The organism is Micromonospora sp. WMMD987 (genome assembly GCF_029581435.1).
Taxonomy (GTDB): Bacteria; Actinomycetota; Actinomycetes; order Mycobacteriales; family Micromonosporaceae; genus Micromonospora; species Micromonospora rifamycinica.
In genome coordinates this window covers 5,658,826-5,674,372 of the sequence record NZ_CP120861.1, presented here as the reverse complement: position 1 = coordinate 5,674,372, position 15,547 = coordinate 5,658,826, and the positions used below count along the sequence as shown (strand labels likewise).

Here is a 15,547-nt window from a genome sequence, read left to right as displayed (position 1 = left end):
CGGTGGCCGTGATGTGTCCCACGCCGGGTTCGGCTGTCCACCACGCCGGCTTCCCGGCAGGATCGCGGTCATGCACGGGCAACCGACCGGCGTCGCGCCGACCACCACCGGCGAACCGGATCTCGCCCACCACGGGGACGTCGAGGCCACCCCCGGCCTGGTCGACCTGGCCGTCAACGTCCGCCGGGATCCGATGCCGGACTGGCTGGCCGCCCCGATCACCGCCGCCCTGGCCGGACTGGCCAGCTACCCCGACCCCCGCCCGGCCCGCGCCGCGGTCGCCGCCCGGCACGGCCGCCCGCCGGCGGAGGTGCTGCTCACCGCCGGCGCCGCCGAGGGCTTCGTGCTGCTCGCCCGCGCCCTGTCCGGGGTCCACCGGCCGGTGGTGGTGCACCCGCAGTTCACCGAGCCGGAGGCCGCGCTGCGGGCCGCCGGACACCGCGTCGAGCGGGTGCTCCTCGACCCGGACGACGGCTTCCGGCTCGACCCGGCCCGGGTGCCGGCCGACGCCGACCTGGTCATGATCGGTAACCCGACCAACCCGACCTCGGTGCTGCACCCCGCCGCCGACCTGGCCGCCCTGGCCCGGCCGGGCCGGGTGCTCGTGGTCGACGAGGCGTTCGCCGACACCACGGGCGCACCCGGTGTCCGGGGTGAGCCGGAGTCGCTCGCCGGCCGGTGTGACCTGCCCGGCCTGGTGGTGGTGCGCAGCCTCACCAAGACCTGGGGACTGGCCGGTCTGCGGATCGGCTACCTGCTGGGTGCGCCCGCCCTGCTGGAGCGCCTCGCCGCCGTGCAGCCGCTCTGGCCCGTCTCCACCCCGGCGCTGGCCGCCGCCACCGCCGTCGCGTCACCGACCGCCGTCGCCGCCGAGCGCGCCATCGCCGCCCGGCTCGCCGCCGACCGCGACCACCTGGTGAGCCGCCTGTCGGCCCTGCCCGGGGTACGCGTCGCGGGCCGCCCGGCCAGCGCCTTCGTCCTGATCCACCGGCCCGGCGGCGACCGGGTACGCGAGGCGTTGCGCGACCGTGGCTGGGCCGTCCGCCGGGGCGACACCTTCCCCGGGCTGGGACCGGACTGGCTGCGCGTCGCCGTGCGCGACCCGGCGACCACCGACGCGTTCATCGAGGTACTGGCGGAGATCCTGGAGGCATGATGGTGGAGACGACGATCGCGGCGATCGGCCCGCCTGACGAGGCGGCGATGGCGGCCGCCCGGGACCTCCAGGCCCGGCTCACCAAACCGGCCGGCTCACTCGGTGCCCTGGAGGAGCTGTCCGTACGCCTGGCCGGGCTGGCCGGGACCTGCCCGCCCCCGCTGCCCGAACCGGCGGCGGTGGCGGTCTTCGCCGGTGACCACGGCGTGCACGCCCAGCGGGTCACCCCGTGGCCGCAGGAGGTCACCGCCCAGATGATCGGGAACTTCCTGGCCGGCGGGGCGGTGGTCAACGCGTTCGCCCGGCAGGCCGGTGCCTCGGTCACCGTGGTCGACGTCGGGGTGGCCACCCCGCTGCCGTTCCCGACCGGCGACCCCGCCGCCGTGGCCGGCGACCCCGCCGCCGCCGTGGCGGAGGTGGCCGGCGACCCCGCCCACAGCGGCGGACCGGACCGGACGCCGTGCCTGGTCGACGCCAACGTCCGGCGGGGCACCCGGGACATGACGGTCACCGCCGCGCTCACCCGGGACGAGGCGCGGGCGGCCGTCGAGGTCGGCATCCGGGTCGCCGGTGAGCTGATCGACGCCGGGGCGGGCGTGCTGCTCACCGGGGACATGGGGATCGCCAACACCACGCCGTCCGCCGCGCTGGTCGCCGCGTTCACCGGGGTCGACCCGGCCGGGACGACCGGTCGGGGGACCGGGGTCGACGACGAGACGTACCGGCGCAAGGTCGGGGTGGTGCGGACGGCACTGGACCGGCACCGGCCCGACCCGGCCGATCCGCTGGGGGTACTGGCCGCCGTCGGTGGCCTGGAGCACGCGGCGCTGGCCGGTCTGCTCCTCGGCGCGGCGGCCCGCCGGGTGCCGGTGCTGCTCGACGGGGTGATCGCGACCAGCGCCGCGCTCGCCGCCGCCGCCTTCGCCCCCGACGCGGTCGGTGCGATGGTCGCCGGGCACCGGTCCGCCGAGCCGGGTGCCACCGTGGCGCTGCGGCACCTCGGTCTCGACCCGCTGGTCGACCTGGGCCTGCGGCTCGGCGAGGGCACCGGGGCGTTGCTGGCGCTGCCGGTGCTCACCGGCGCGGTCCGGGTGCTGCACGAGGTGGCCACCTTCGACGCGGCGGGGGTCTCCGAGAAGTGAGAGCCAATCCGTACCCTCTCGGCCTGCGGCTCGCCGGGCGGCGGGTGGTCGTGGTGGGCGGCGGCGCGGTGGCCACCCGCCGGGTGCCCGCCCTGCTGGACGCCGACGCCGAGGTCCTGCTCGTCGCGCCCGAGGTGACCCCGGCGCTGCGGGCGCACGTCGACGCCGGGCGGCTGCACTGGCGGCCCCGCCGGTTCGCCCCCGACGACCTCGACGGCGCGTGGTTGGTGCAGGTCGCGGTGGACGATCCGCTCGCCGCCGCCGCGGTCAGCGCGGTCGCCGCCGAACGCCGGATCTTCTGCGTCCGGGCCGACGACCGGGCGGCGGCCACCGCGTGGACGCCGGCGGTCACCCGGCACGGTCCGGTCACCGTCGCCGTGCTCGGCGGGGGCGACCCGCGCCGGGCGGTGGGCGTCCGGGACGCCGTGCGGGAACTGCTCGACGCGCAGGCCGCGGCCGGTGTCGGCCCGGTGGCCGGGGTCGTCGTCGGCCCGCCGGTGCCGGTCGGGGCGGGCGACGCGGTGACGCCGCCCGCCGGCCCGGTCGGGCGGGTGGCGCTGGTCGGCGCGGGACCGGGTGACCCGGAGCTGATCACGGTGAAGGGGTGGCGGCTGCTCACCGAGGCGGAGGTGGTGGTCGCCGACCGGCTGGTGCCCGGACTCCTCCTGGACGAGCTGCGCCCCGACGTTGAGCTGGTCGACGCCGCCAAGATCCCCTACGGCCCGTCACGGACCCAGGAGGAGATCAACCGGATCCTGGTCGACCGGGCGCTCGCCGGGAAGGTGGTGGTCCGGCTCAAGGGCGGCGACCCGTATGTCTTCGGCCGGGGCGGGGAGGAGCTGCTGGCCTGTGCGGCGGCCGGGGTGCCGGTGACGGTGGTGCCCGGGGTGACCAGTGCGATCGCCGTGCCGGCGGCGGCCGGTGTCCCGGTCACCCACCGGGCGGTGGCGCACGAGTTCACCGTGGTCTCCGGGCACGTCGCCCCGGACTCGCCGGCCTCCCTGGTGCGCTGGGAGGCCCTCGCCGGCCTGCGCGGCACCCTGGTGGTGCTGATGGGGCTGAAGAATCTGGCCGCCATCACGGCCACCCTGACCCGCCACGGCCGGGACGCGGCCACCCCGGTCGCGGTGATCCAGGAGGGCACCACGGGCGCGCAGCGCAGCCTCCGGTCGACCCTCGGCGCGGTGGCGGCGGACGTGGCCGTAGCGGGCCTGCGCCCACCGGCCATCGTGGTGGTCGGCGAGGTGGTCGACGCCCTCACCGGCTGACCGCCGGGCCCCCGGTCGGGGTGCGGCGTCGCCTCCCGTTCGCCGAGGTGGCGGTGTCCCCGGCCGGGGACACCGCCACCTCGAACGCGTCCGGGCGGGTTACTGCTTGAGCATGTTGTCCAGCAGCAGGGCGCAGCGGATCAGCCCGAGATGGCTGTACGCCTGCGGGTGGTTGCCCAGCCCCCGCTCGGCCAGCGGGTCGTACTGCTCGGGGAGCAGCCCGGTCGGGCCGGCGGTGTCGACCATCTGGGCGAACAGCTCCTCCGCGTCGGTGCGTCGACCGGTGCGCAGGTACGCCTCGATCAGCCACGCCGTGCAGATGTGGAAGCCGCCCTCCCGGCCGGGCAGGCCGTCGTCCCAGTGGTACCGGTAGACGACCGGACCGCTGCGCAGATCCGCCTCGATCCTGAGCACGGTGGAGAGGAAGCGCGGGTCGTCCCCCGGGAGCAGGCCGGAGAGCCCGATCCAGAGCGAGGAGGCGTCCATGTCCTCGTCGCCGTACGCGACGCTGTACGCCTCGACCTCCTCGTGCCAGCCGTTCTCCAGCACGTTGGCGCCGATCCGGTCGCGCAGCTCCACCCACTCCGGCCGGTCCTCGCCGTCGTGCTGACGCACCACGTGCAGGGCCCGGTCGACGGTCATCCAGCACATCACCTTCGAGAAGATGTGGTGCCGGGGTGGGAGGCGGGCCTCCCAGATGCCGTGGTCGGGCTCGTGCCAGCGGCGGCGGACCGCCTCGACCATGTTGTCCAGCACCCGCCACTCGTCGTCGCGGACCGAGCCCCGGGCGTCGGCGACGGCCGCGATCAGGTCGGCGATCGGGCCGAAGACGTCCAGTTGGAGCTGGTGGTTGGCGAGGTTGCCGACCCGGACCGGCCGGGAGCCGGCGTACCCGGGGAGGGTGTCGATGACCGCCTCGGCGCCCAGCTCGTAGCCGTCCACCGTGTAGAGCGGGTGCAGCCGCTCGGGGTGCCCGCCGGTGCGCTCGATGCAGCCGTCCACCCAGCGCAGCAGCGCCTCGGCCTCCTCGATCGAGCCGAGGTCGACCAGGGCCCGCGCGGTCATCGCCGCGTCGCGTAGCCAGCAGTACCGGTAGTCCCAGTTGCGGACGCCGCCCAACTCCTCCGGCAGCGAGGTGGTCGCCGCCGCCAGGATCGAGCCGGTCGCCTCGTGGCAGAGCCCGCGCAGGGTGAGCGCGCTGCGGGCGACCAGGTCCCGGGCGGTGGCGGGCAGCTTCAGCGAGGCCACCCACTCCTTCCAGGGCTGCTCGGCCCTGGCCTGCCGGTCGTGGATGGCGACCGCGTGGTCCTCCAGGCTGTGCGTGCCGAAACGCAGCTCCAGCACGACCTGGCCGCCGGTGGCGGAGAGATCGACCACGGCGTGCGCGGTCTCGTACCCGCCGTCGTTGCGGACCTGCCAGGTCACCCCGGGGGAGTAGAGCGCGACGGGTTCGTTGGAGCCGAGCACCAGCAGGCCGTCGTCCATCGGCTGGAGCTGGGTGGCGACCTGACCGAACTCCGGGCGCGGGGCGAACTCGATGCGCGCCCGGCCGGAGCCGGTGAGCACCCGGACCAGGGTGGAGTCGCCGGTGATGACGGCCGGGCCGTCCGGGGTGGTCTCCCGGGCCGGCAGGTCCAGCCAGTCGGTGACGGTGAGCCCGGACCAGCGGGTCTCCACGGTCATCGTGCCGCTGCGGTAGCGCTGTCCCAGCGGGATGCCGCCGCGCTCCGGCCCGACGGTGAAGTGTCCGGCCGGGCTGCCGCCGACCAGGTCGGCGAAGATCGCCGCCGAGTCGGGCTTGGGGTGGCAGAGCCAGCTCACCTTGGCCTCGGGGGTGAGCAGCGCGACGGTACGGCCGTTGGCCAGCATCGAGTGCCGCTCGATCGGCACCGCCCGCTCGCCGAAGAGCCAGTGCCGGCGGGTCTCCAGCAGCAGGCCGAGGGCGCGGGCCGCCTCGATCGGCTCGGCCACCCGGTAGTGCGCCTGGGTGTCGCCGGGACCGATCTTGATGCCCAGGTCGGGTCCGTGCAGGTTGCCGAAGGCGTTCTCGTCGGTGACGTCGTCGCCGATGAAGAGCACCGCGCTGGCCGAGAGCTGGGTCCGGAGCTGGTCGACCGCGGTGCCCTTGTGGGTGGCGACCACCGACAGCTCGATGACCTCCTTGCCCTGGGTGACGGTGACGTCGTCCCACGTCGCCGGCCCGTTGCGGACGGCCTCGACGGCGGCGGCGGCGACCTGCGGGTCGAGCCCGCGGGTGTGCACCGCGACGCTGGCCGGCTTGCGTTCCAGCCGTACCCCCGGGTGGGCCTGGGCGATCTCGCGCAGCGCGTCGCGCAGCCGGGTGCGGACCGCGACCAGCTCGGGGGAGAGCCGTTCGACGAAGCCGATGTCGAACTCGGAGCCGTGGCTGCCGACGAGGTGGATCTCGTTGGGCAGCCGGGAGAGCGCGGCCAGGTCGCGCAGCGCCCGGCCGGAGACCACCGCGACGGTGGTCTGCGGCAGTGCGGCCAGCGCCCGGACGGCGGCGACCGACTCGGGCAGTGGCACGGCCTTGCTCGGGTCCTCGACGATCGGCGCGAGGGTGCCGTCGTAGTCGCAGGCGACGAGGAGCTGTGGTACGCGGGCGATCCGGCCGATCGCGGCGAGCAGCTCCGGGTCCATCGTCCCGGCGGCGGGGGTGACGATCTCGGCGGTGGGGGCGTTCACTCGACCTCCGTCCCCGGTGCGCCCAACTCGGTCAGAAAGGACTTCGCCCAGTGCCCCACGTCGTGGGTGCGCAGATGACGTTGCATGATCCGCATGCGTCTGCGGGCCTCCGGCTTCTCTACGTGTACAGCCCGCAGGAGGGCGTCCTTGACGGCGTCGGGGTCGTGCGGATTGCACAGGAACGCCTGGCGCAGCTCGGTGGCGGCGCCGGCGAACTCGCTGAGCACGAGCGCACCGCCCTGGTCGGCGCGCGATGCGACGTACTCCTTGGCCACCAGGTTCATTCCGTCTCGCAGCGGGGTCACCATCATCACGTCGGCCGCGACGTACATCGCGGCCAGTTCGGAGCGACTGTACGACTGATGCAGATAATGCACCGCCGGCACGCCGACCCTGCCGAATTCGCCATTAATCCGACCAACCTCGCGTTCCACCTTGACACGAAGTGCCTGGTAGTGCTCGACGCGCTCGCGGCTCGGCGTGGCGACCTGCACCATAACCGCATCCGGAACTGTCAACTTTCCGTCAGCAAGAAGTTCGCGGAAGGCCTTGAGTCGGAGCTCGATGCCCTTCGTGTAGTCGAGCCGGTCCACGCCCAGGATGATCGTCTTCGGGTTGCCCAGCTCCTCGCGGATCTGCTTGGCCCGCGCCTGGATCGCCGGGTCCTCGGCCAGCCGCTCCATCTCCCGGGTCTCGATGGAGATCGGGAACGCGCCGGCCTTCACCTGCCGTCCGTCGACCTGGATCATCTGGCCCTCGTAGCGCAGGCCGAGCAGGTGCCGGGCCAGCCGGACGAAGTTCTGCGCGGCCAGCCGCTGCTGGAAACCGACCAGGTCGCTACCGAGCAGGCCGCGCAGGATCTCGGTGCGGAACGGCATCTGCATGAACAGCTCGATCGGCGGGAACGGGATGTGCAGGAAGAAGCCGATCTTGAGATCCGGCCGCAGCTCGCGCAGCATCGCCGGGACCAGTTGGAGCTGGTAGTCCTGCACCCAGACCGTCGCCCCCTCGGCCGCCACGTCCGCGGCGGCCTCCGCGAACCGGGCGTTGACCAGCCGGTACGCCTCCCGCCAGCGGCGCTTGTAGGCAGGGGTCTCGACGGCGTCGTGATAGAGCGGCCAGATGGTCGCGTTGGACTGGCCTTCGTAGTAGCGTTCCAACTCCTCGGCACTCAACGGCACCGGGTGCAGCCGGATGCCCTCCAGGTCGAACGGCTCCGGGGCGGCGCCGGTGCCACCGGCCCAGCCGACCCAGGTGCCCCGGTGCTCGGCGAGGACGGGGTGCAGCGCGGTGACCAGCCCACCCGGGCTACGTCGCCACTGCCGCCCCTCGGGTGTGCTCACCTCGTCGACCGGCAGTCGGTTGGCCACAACGACAAAGGAGCTACGGACGGTCACGATCGGCCACCTCCGGGTGCTGACGGGTCCACCGCGATGAGCGTACTGAGCGTAGCTGCGGCGTCCGGGACCCCGTGCCGCAGTTACCTACCCTTCCCACGCCGGCTGAACCCGTACCGTGATCTTGACGACACCCGCTCCCACCTGGCGGGCCGGACCGCGGCCGGGGCGGGGTGATGTGGGCGCGGCGGGCCGTACCTGTCAGGATTGACGGCGGCGTGCGCGTGGCCGGCCTCCGGCCGGCGGTGGATGGCGGTCGTCACCCGCGCCGCGCCGCCCACGACGACAACCGACGGAGGTAGCCCGCACCGTGGCCCAGTTCATCTACGTCCTGGAAAAGGCGCGCAAGGCGCACGGCGACAAGGTCGTGCTCGACAACGTGACGCTGAACTTCCTGCCGGGGGCCAAGATCGGTGTGGTCGGCCCGAACGGCGCCGGTAAGTCCAGCCTCCTCAAGATCATGGCAGGGCTGGACAAGCCGAGCAACGGCGAGGCCCGGCTGATGCCCGGCTACACCGTCGGGATGCTCGCCCAGGAGCCCCCGCTCAACGACGCCAAGACCGTGCTCGGCAACGTCGAGGAGGCGGTCGCCGAGACCAAGGCCAAGCTGGAGCGGTTCAACGCCATCGCCGAGCAGATGGCCACCGACTACTCCGACGAGCTGATGGAGGAGATGGGCAAGCTCCAGGAGGAGCTGGACCACCTCGACGCCTGGGACATCGACTCCAAGCTCGAACTGGCCATGGACGCGCTGCGCTGCCCGCCGCCGGACGCCGACGTCACCCAGCTCTCCGGCGGTGAGCGCCGCCGGGTCGCACTGTGCAAGCTGCTGCTGGAGGCGCCCGACCTGCTGCTGCTCGACGAGCCCACCAACCACCTCGACGCGGAGAGCGTCTCCTGGCTGGAGCAGCACCTGGCCAAGTACGCCGGCACCGTCATGGCGATCACCCACGACCGGTACTTCCTGGACAACGTGGCCAACTGGATCCTGGAGCTGGACCGCGGCCGGACCTACCCGTACGAGGGCAACTACTCCACCTACCTGGAGAAGAAGGCCGCCCGGCTGGCCGTCGAGGGCCGGCGCGACGCCAAGATGAAGAAGCGGCTCACCGAGGAGTTGGAGTGGGTCCGCTCCAACGCCAAGGCGCGGCAGACCAAGTCCAAGGCCCGGCTGGACCGCTACGACGAGATGGCCGCCGAGGCGGAGAAGACCCGCAAGCTGGACTTCGAGGAGATCCAGATCCCGCCGGGTCCGCGCCTGGGCAACACCGTCATCGAGGCCAACCACCTCAGCAAGGGCTTCGACGACCGGCTGCTCATCGACGACCTGTCCTTCTCGCTGCCGCGCAACGGCATCGTCGGCATCATCGGCCCGAACGGCGTCGGCAAGACCACCCTGTTCAAGACCATCGTCGGGCTGGAGCAGCCGACCGACGGCCAGGTCCGGGTCGGCGAGACGGTCTCCCTGTCGTACGTCGACCAGAACCGGGAGGGCCTCAACGGCGACAAGACGGTCTGGGAGGTCGTCTCCGACGGGCTGGACCACCTCATGGTCGGCAAGGTCGAGATGCCGTCCCGGGCGTACATCGCGGCGTTCGGCTTCAAGGGGCCGGACCAGCAGAAGCCGACCAAGGTGCTCTCCGGCGGCGAGCGCAACCGGCTCAACCTGGCGCTGACCCTCAAGATCGGCGGCAACGTGATCCTGCTCGACGAGCCGACCAACGACCTCGACGTCGAGACGCTGTCCAGCCTGGAGAACGCCCTGCTGGAGTTCCCCGGCTGCGCGGTGGTCATCTCGCACGACCGGATGTTCCTCGACCGGGTCGCCACCCACATCCTGGCCTGGGAGGGCGACGACGAGAACCCGGCGAAGTGGTTCTGGTTCGAGGGCAACTTCGAGGCGTACGAGAAGAACAAGATCGACCGGCTCGGTGCCGAGGCGGCCCGCCCGCACCGGGTGACCTACCGCAAGCTGACCCGCGACTGAGCATGGCGGACCGTTTCGTCTACCACTGCACCCTGCGCTGGTCCGACCTGGACGCGTACGGCCACGTCAACAACTCGCGCTTCCTCACCCTGTACGAGGAGGCGCGGGTGGCGCTGATGTTCGCCGGCGGCAAGGCGTGGGGCGTCGGCTCGTTCGCCGACGGGGTGGTCATCCGTCGGCACGAGGTCGACTACCTGCGTCCGGTCGACTACGCGCTCGGCCGGGCCACCGCCGAGGCCGCGCCGACCGTCCGGATCGAACTGTGGGTGGAGCGCATCCGGGCCGCCTCGTTCACCGTCGCCTACGAGCTGTACGACGGGGAGGTGCTGGCCAGCACCGCCCGGTCGGTGCTGGTCCCGTTCGACCTGTTCGAGAAGCGGCCCCGGCGGCTCAGCGACGAGGAGCGGGCCTTCCTGGAGGCGTGGGCCGTGGCCGACGGGTCGGCGTGACCGGCGTACCGGCCGCCCGCTCCGGGGACGCCGCCGACCCGGGGCGCGGGGGCGTGGCCGGCCCGGGGGCCGAGGGTGTCGCCGACGCGGGGGCCTTCCTCGCCCGGCTGGTGCGTCTCGACCCCGGCGGGGTGGTCCGGATGCGCCCGCTGGCCGACGTCGGCCGTACCGCCCTGTGGGCCCGGTTGCCGTGGGACGTGCTGGTGGTCCGGACGGTGACCCGCCGGGTGCCGGCCGACGTCACCGTGGACGCGGCCGAGCTGCTGACCCGGTTGGCGTCGGCCGACCCCGCGCTGCCCCCGGCCCGCGACGACCGGTGGCGCTGGCCGCTGCCCCCGGCGGCGAGTCGACCCGTCGAGGTGCTGCCCGCCGCCGAGCTGCGGCGGATCGCCGAGGCCGCGGCGGGCACCCTGCGGACCGCCGCCGCCGAGGGGGTACGCGGTCGTGCGGTGGGCCAGCGGGTGCTGCGGGACGCGCTGCTCGACCACGTGGCGGTGACCGTCACGCCGGATGTCGGGCCGACCGAGCCGGTGGAGATCACCCAACGGTTGGTGCAGGGTCTGGTCCGGATGGGATTCCTGGGTCCGGCCGAGGCCGGCGGGGCGGGGGAGGTCCAGGTGCGGGTGGCCGGCCGGTGGGTCGGTCTGGTGGGGCCGTACGGAGCCGCCTGGTCGCGGAAAGTCTCGGATCTTGCAATTCGTCCGGCGCGGGATCAGCCGAAAGTATGACCCCGGATCATTCTTCCGGTCTGGTGCTGCCGTTGGGGGGGTGTCTCAAGCCGGCTGTCCGGGTACCGTCCATCCTCGGATCCAACGCACCGTAGGCGATTGGATCCGCTGGGGAGTGAGGTGCGCGAGCGATGCCGTGGTGGTCATGGCGCCCTGGTCCCGCCGCTGGCGGCGACACGGAAACTCGAAGCGGGATCACGGTGGACAGTATTCGGATGGGGCCACCGTCCCCCCGCCAACCGGCGGACGACTGCCCTGTCACCGAGCGACCGGCCGTGACCGACCGGCCGGTCTCCGTGGCACCGGTCACCCTGGCCCGGGTGTGTGACGCGCTCGACCTGCTCGACGTGCGTTACCTGGCCGACGGTGACGGCAACCTGCTGGCCATGTGGGAACGGCACGCGGTGCTGGTCACCCTCGAAGGGCCCGAGGACGAGATCCTGGTGATGCGGGCACGTCCGCACGCGACCGTCCCGCCGGACTGGGCCGACCGGGCCTACCGGGTGGTCAACGAGTGGAACCACACCCGCCGGTTCTGCAAGGCCTACATCGGTGACCCGACCGAGCGCGGCCAGCTTCCCATCTACGCCGAGCTGCAGGTGCCCCTCGGCGCCGGGGCACACGACGCGCTGCTGGTGGAGATGCTGGACTGCGGAGCGGCGGTGGCCACCACGTTCGTCGACTGGCTGCACGACGAGGGCGCCCTGCTCTGAGCGGACGCCCGTCGGCCCGCACGGCTGACGAGGAGGGGCGCACCGGCCCCCGGCCGACCTGCTGACCTACGCCGGCCCGGCGCGGCGGGCGGCCCTGGGCGGCCGGTCAGCCGGGTCCTCCGTGACGTCGGCGTGGTCTCGGGGCGGGTCAGCCGGCCTCTCCATGACGTCGACGTGGCCCTGGGCGGCCGGTCGGCCGGGCGCTCCGTGACGTCGACGCGGCCCAGGGACGTCAGCCGGCGGCCGGGTCCTCCATGACGTTGACCATGAAATAGGCCGAACGCTCCAGGTAGTCCCAGAGGGCGGTGCCGGTCTCCGGCGGCAGCGCCAGCTCGTCCACCGCGCGCCGCATGTGGCGCAGCCACGCGTCCCGCTCGGCCGGACCGATCCGGAACGGCGCGTGCCGCATCCGTAGCCTGGGGTGCCCCCGCTGGGCGGAGTAGGTCGTCGGACCGCCCCAGTACTGCATCAGGAAGAGTGTCATCCGCTCGGCGGCCGGCCCGAGGTCGCCCTCCGGGTACATCGGCCGCAGCAACGGGTCGGTGGCGATGCCGGCGTAGAACCTGTCGACCAACCTGCGGAAGGTGGGCTCACCGCCGACGGCTTCGAAGAGGGTCGTCGACGGAACGGGCCGGGGCTCGCCTGCGGAATTCACCGTTCCATCCTGCCAGGTGTGGCGGTGCCCCGACCGCCGCCCGTACGCCGATCACGTCACAGCGTGCCGGTGACCGCTCCGTTCGCCGGGCCGGGTCGCCGCCCCGGCTGGGCCGTCCGGCTGCGGACCGGGGGCGACGTTGGTCAGGTCGGCGGCGGCCACCGCGGCGTCGACGGTGGCCCGGCTCGGCCAGCGGAGCGCGGTGCACAGCATCAGCAGCACCCCCGCGGCGCTCCACACCCCGACCACCGTGGGCACCGAGAACCGGTCGGCGAGCAGACCGGTGACCAGCACCGCGCCACCCTGGATCACCTGGATCCCGGTCGCCATCACGCCGAAGGCGCGGGCCCGGTAGCCGTTGGGCAGCGCCCGCACGAAGAGGCCGTTCGCCGTCGGGATCAGACCGGCGACCGCGAAACCGCAGGCCGCCGCGAGCAGGGCGACCACCACCGGTGGGGGATTCAGCAGGGCCGGCACCAGGGCCAGCGGGGCGAGCACCGCGAGGGGCCGCATCAGGGTGAGCCGACCGGCAGGTGACACCAACCGACCCACGAGCAGGCCGCCGACGATGAATCCGACCGGATTGGCCGCCATGATGACGGCCTGGGCGGCCCCGGAGTCCAGACCGTTGCCGGAGCGCTCCGCGGCCCAGGCCGCAGCCAGCCCCTCCGGCACGATCGAGAAGAGCATCGCGCTGAACACCAGCAGGCTGATCGCCCGCAGGACCGGGTTGCCGAAGACGATCCGGAAGCCCTCGGCGGTCTCCCGCAGCAGATGGGTGCGGTGCGCCTCGCTCAGCGTCGGCTCACGGTCGCGGACGCCGATCCGGACGAGCAGGGCCGACAGGCCGAAGGTGGCCGCGTTGAGCAGCAGCGCCGCCGTCGGGCTGAACGCGGCCACCGCCGCCCCGGCCAGGTAGCCGACCACCTGCGCGGCCTGGCTGGCGCTGGCGTTGAGCGACAGGCCCAGCACCAACCGGTCGCCGGTGAGGATCGCCGGCAGCAACGCCGACCGGGCCGCCTGGCCGGGCGGGTTGGCGAGGGTGGCGGCGAAGAGCAGGGCGAGGATCGCCCAGACGGGCAGGTCGGGCAGCACGATCAGGACGGTCAGCACCATCCGGATCACGTCGCAGGTCACCATCACCTGCCGGTGCCGGTACCGCTCGGCGAGGGCGGCCAGCAGCGGACCCCCGACCAACCAGGGCAGGTAGCTGACCGCGAACGCGGCGGCGGAGAGGGCGACGGACTGGCTCTCCTGGTAGACCAGCACGGTGACCGCGGCCTTGGCGACGTAGTCGCCGATCCAGGACAGGACGCTGGCGGCGAAGACCGCTCGGAACTCGACCCGGCCGAACACCTCACGGAAGGTGGCCGGTCGTTCCGGGCCGGGTCGCTGGTCGGACACCGTGGCCTCCATCGTGCCCCGACACCGGCCACTTGTGATGGCCCGGCGGGGCGCCGTCGTCAGATTCGCGGATCAGCGATGACGCGATCACGCTCCCGAGAACGCGTGTACCGGATTCTGCCCGATCGTCTGACAACTGACTAGGGCGAACGGATTGATCGTCGCATCCCCGACTGAACGAACGGACGATACCCGAGGGGCCGGCCGGCGCGCGAGTGCCGCCCTTCGGGCCGCCGTCATGGTGTGCCTGCCGCCTGTGGCCTGCGGCCGGAGGCTTGCCCGTGGCCCGCCGGAGCCTGCCCGCGGCGGCCCGCTTCCGCCCGTGGCCTGCCGTCGGCGGCCCGCTTCCGCCCGTGGCCTGCCGTCGGCGGCCCGCTACCGCCCGTGGCCTGCCGTCGGCGGCAGTCGCCGGTGGCCTCACCGGAAGGCCGCTACCGCCGGTGGGTGCTGCCGGCAGGCCCGTGCCGGCCCGGCGGGTGGTGGAGCCGGTCGACGGTGCGGCGTCCTCAGGCGGTCCCGCTGGAACCGGTGCCGCTCGGTGCGGTCCCGCCCGATCTGGTGTCTGGCGGTGCGGTGCCGCCGGGGCCGGCGCTGTCCGGTGCGGTGCCGCCGGGTCCGGTGGTGCCCGGCGCGGGGGTGCCGGGACCGGTGCCGTTCGGTGCGGTGCCGCCGGGGCCGGTGGTGCCCGGCGCGGAGGTGCCCGTACCGGTGCCGGTCGGGGCGGAGGTGCCGGCCGAAGTGGCGGGGGTGGGGCTCGGCGGCGTGGTGGGGGTGGGGCTCGGCGGGGTGGCCGGACCGGTGATGATGCCGTTGGGCGGCAGCCCCGGATAGAGCCGGGCCGCCGCGATCCGGGCGGTGATGCCGGAGTTCTCCAGCGCCTCGGCGAGCCGGCGGCGCAGCTCCCGACCGACCGCGAACTGCCCCTCCGCCGTGGTCTTGACCACCGTGCGGAGCACCGCGCCGTCGACCGTCATCTGCTCCACCCCCAGCACCTCGGGCGGCTCGACGATCTCCGGGGCCAGTTCCGGGTCCATCGCCACCGAGGCGGCTGCCGTCCGCAACACCGCGTTGGCCTCCTCGGTGCCGGCGAACCCGATGGGCAGGTCGATCACGACCAGCGCCCAGCCCTGACTCTTGTTGCCCACCCGGATGATCTCGCCGTTACGGATGTACCAGAGCACCCCCCGGCCGTCGCGGACGGTGGTGACCCGCAGCCCCACCGACTCGACCACCCCGGTCGCCTCGCCCAGGTCGACCGTGTCGCCGACGCCGTACTGGTCCTCGATGAGCATGAACAACCCGGCGATCAGGTCCTTCACCAGGCTCTGCGCGCCGAAACCGAGGGCCACCCCGGCGATCCCGGCGCTGGCCAGCAGCGGGGCCAGGTCGAAGCTGAACTCGCGCAGGATCATCAGCAGGGCGATACCGAAGACGAACGCGGTGACCATGCTGCGCAGCACCGAACCGATCGCCTCGGCGCGCTGGCGACGCCGTTCGGGGACGAACTCGGTCGGATCGAGCGCGGCGGTGGGCACCCGCTCGCGCAGGGGACGCAGCAGCGTGGGCACCGACCCGTGCGCGGTGGTGCGGACCAGCCTGTTGATCGTCCGGTGCAGCGCCCAGCGGGCGACGAGCGCCAGCAGCAGGATCAGCACCACCCGCAGCGGCTTGAGCAGGATCCAGTAGCTGCCCTCGGCGAACCAGGCCGAGCCGGTCACCCGGTACAGGTACTCGCAGGAGGTGCTGCCCAGACAGTCGGCGCCCGAGCCGCTCCCGGAACCCGGGCTGCTGCCCGGTGCCGGGCTCGGGGCGGCGGACAGGACGACGGACGACAGGCTGACGACGCTCACCCTGTCTTCGTACCGCAGGGGGCCGGACGGTCGACGGCCGACCCTCCACGCCCGTTCCGTCCCATGATCGTACGACGCCGAACCGGACATCT

Annotated in this window: 11 protein-coding genes and 1 pseudogene; 7 read left to right on the top strand and 5 right to left on the bottom strand. The window is 73.6% G+C overall.

Translation table 11 applies throughout. The annotated features are described in order from the left end of the window. Positions 1-70 precede the first annotated feature (70 nt). Genes cobC through cobA form a run of 3 tightly spaced genes read left to right on the top strand, consistent with a single transcriptional unit; the run spans position 71 to position 3,566 of the window. Entirely contained in the window at positions 71-1,156 is a 1,086-nt protein-coding gene (gene cobC / locus O7612_RS23915) for an Rv2231c family pyridoxal phosphate-dependent protein CobC (RefSeq protein ID WP_282267513.1), read from the top strand. After that, positions 1,156-2,298, top strand: coding sequence for a nicotinate-nucleotide--dimethylbenzimidazole phosphoribosyltransferase (locus O7612_RS23910; RefSeq protein WP_282274025.1), 1,143 nt, complete (start codon positions 1,156-1,158; stop codon positions 2,296-2,298). The genes cobC and O7612_RS23910 overlap by 1 nt, the downstream gene beginning before the upstream one ends. Then, positions 2,295-3,566 (top strand): uroporphyrinogen-III C-methyltransferase, encoded by a 1,272-nt coding sequence (gene cobA, locus O7612_RS23905; protein WP_282267511.1) that lies wholly within the window; start codon positions 2,295-2,297, stop codon positions 3,564-3,566. The genes O7612_RS23910 and cobA overlap by 4 nt, the downstream gene beginning before the upstream one ends. A 99-nt stretch (positions 3,567-3,665) precedes the next feature. Here the strand turns inward: cobA and otsB are convergent, their stop codons facing one another. Both otsB and O7612_RS23895 read right to left on the bottom strand, forming a co-directional pair. After that, positions 3,666-6,227 (bottom strand): trehalose-phosphatase, encoded by a 2,562-nt coding sequence (gene otsB, locus O7612_RS23900; protein ID WP_282274024.1) that lies wholly within the window; start codon positions 6,225-6,227, stop codon positions 3,666-3,668. Positions 6,228-6,268: 41 nt separating this feature from the next. Then, the gene (locus O7612_RS23895) at positions 6,269-7,669 is read right to left on the bottom strand and encodes a trehalose-6-phosphate synthase (RefSeq protein ID WP_067308557.1); all 1,401 of its coding nucleotides are present in this window, start codon (positions 7,667-7,669) and stop codon (positions 6,269-6,271) included. 310 nt (positions 7,670-7,979) lie between these two features. Here O7612_RS23895 and ettA point away from each other — a divergent pair, with 310 nt between their 5' ends. The 4 genes from ettA to O7612_RS23875 all read left to right on the top strand — a co-directional run bounded on the left by ettA (position 7,980) and on the right by O7612_RS23875 (position 11,546). Then, positions 7,980-9,656 carry an energy-dependent translational throttle protein EttA gene (gene ettA / locus O7612_RS23890; RefSeq protein WP_067308560.1) on the top strand — a complete coding sequence of 559 codons (1,677 nt, stop codon included), beginning with the start codon at positions 7,980-7,982 and terminating at the stop codon, positions 9,654-9,656. 2 nt (positions 9,657-9,658) lie between these two features. Continuing rightward, positions 9,659-10,105, top strand: coding sequence for a thioesterase family protein (locus tag O7612_RS23885; protein WP_282267506.1), 447 nt, complete (start codon positions 9,659-9,661; stop codon positions 10,103-10,105). Between the two features lie 53 nt (positions 10,106-10,158). Then, on the top strand, positions 10,159-10,833 hold the full coding sequence (locus tag O7612_RS23880; protein ID WP_282274023.1) for a hypothetical protein: 675 nt from the start codon (positions 10,159-10,161) through the stop codon (positions 10,831-10,833). A 131-nt stretch (positions 10,834-10,964) separates the two neighbouring features. Continuing rightward, the gene (locus O7612_RS23875; protein WP_282267503.1) at positions 10,965-11,546 is read left to right on the top strand and encodes a YbjN domain-containing protein; all 582 of its coding nucleotides are present in this window, start codon (positions 10,965-10,967) and stop codon (positions 11,544-11,546) included. Between the two features lie 232 nt (positions 11,547-11,778). On the opposite strand, the gene O7612_RS23870 is transcribed toward O7612_RS23875, so the two are convergent. The 3 genes and pseudogenes from O7612_RS23870 to O7612_RS23860 all read right to left on the bottom strand — a co-directional run. Beyond that, positions 11,779-12,201 carry a globin gene (locus O7612_RS23870; protein WP_067308569.1) on the bottom strand — a complete coding sequence of 141 codons (423 nt, stop codon included), beginning with the start codon at positions 12,199-12,201 and terminating at the stop codon, positions 11,779-11,781. A 51-nt stretch (positions 12,202-12,252) separates the two neighbouring features. Beyond that, positions 12,253-13,617 (bottom strand): MFS transporter, encoded by a 1,365-nt coding sequence (locus O7612_RS23865; protein WP_282267501.1) that lies wholly within the window; start codon positions 13,615-13,617, stop codon positions 12,253-12,255. A gap of 806 nt (positions 13,618-14,423) precedes the next feature. After that, positions 14,424-15,545, bottom strand: a pseudogene (locus O7612_RS23860) (mechanosensitive ion channel family protein); the annotation flags it as partial. Positions 15,546-15,547 lie beyond the last annotated feature (2 nt).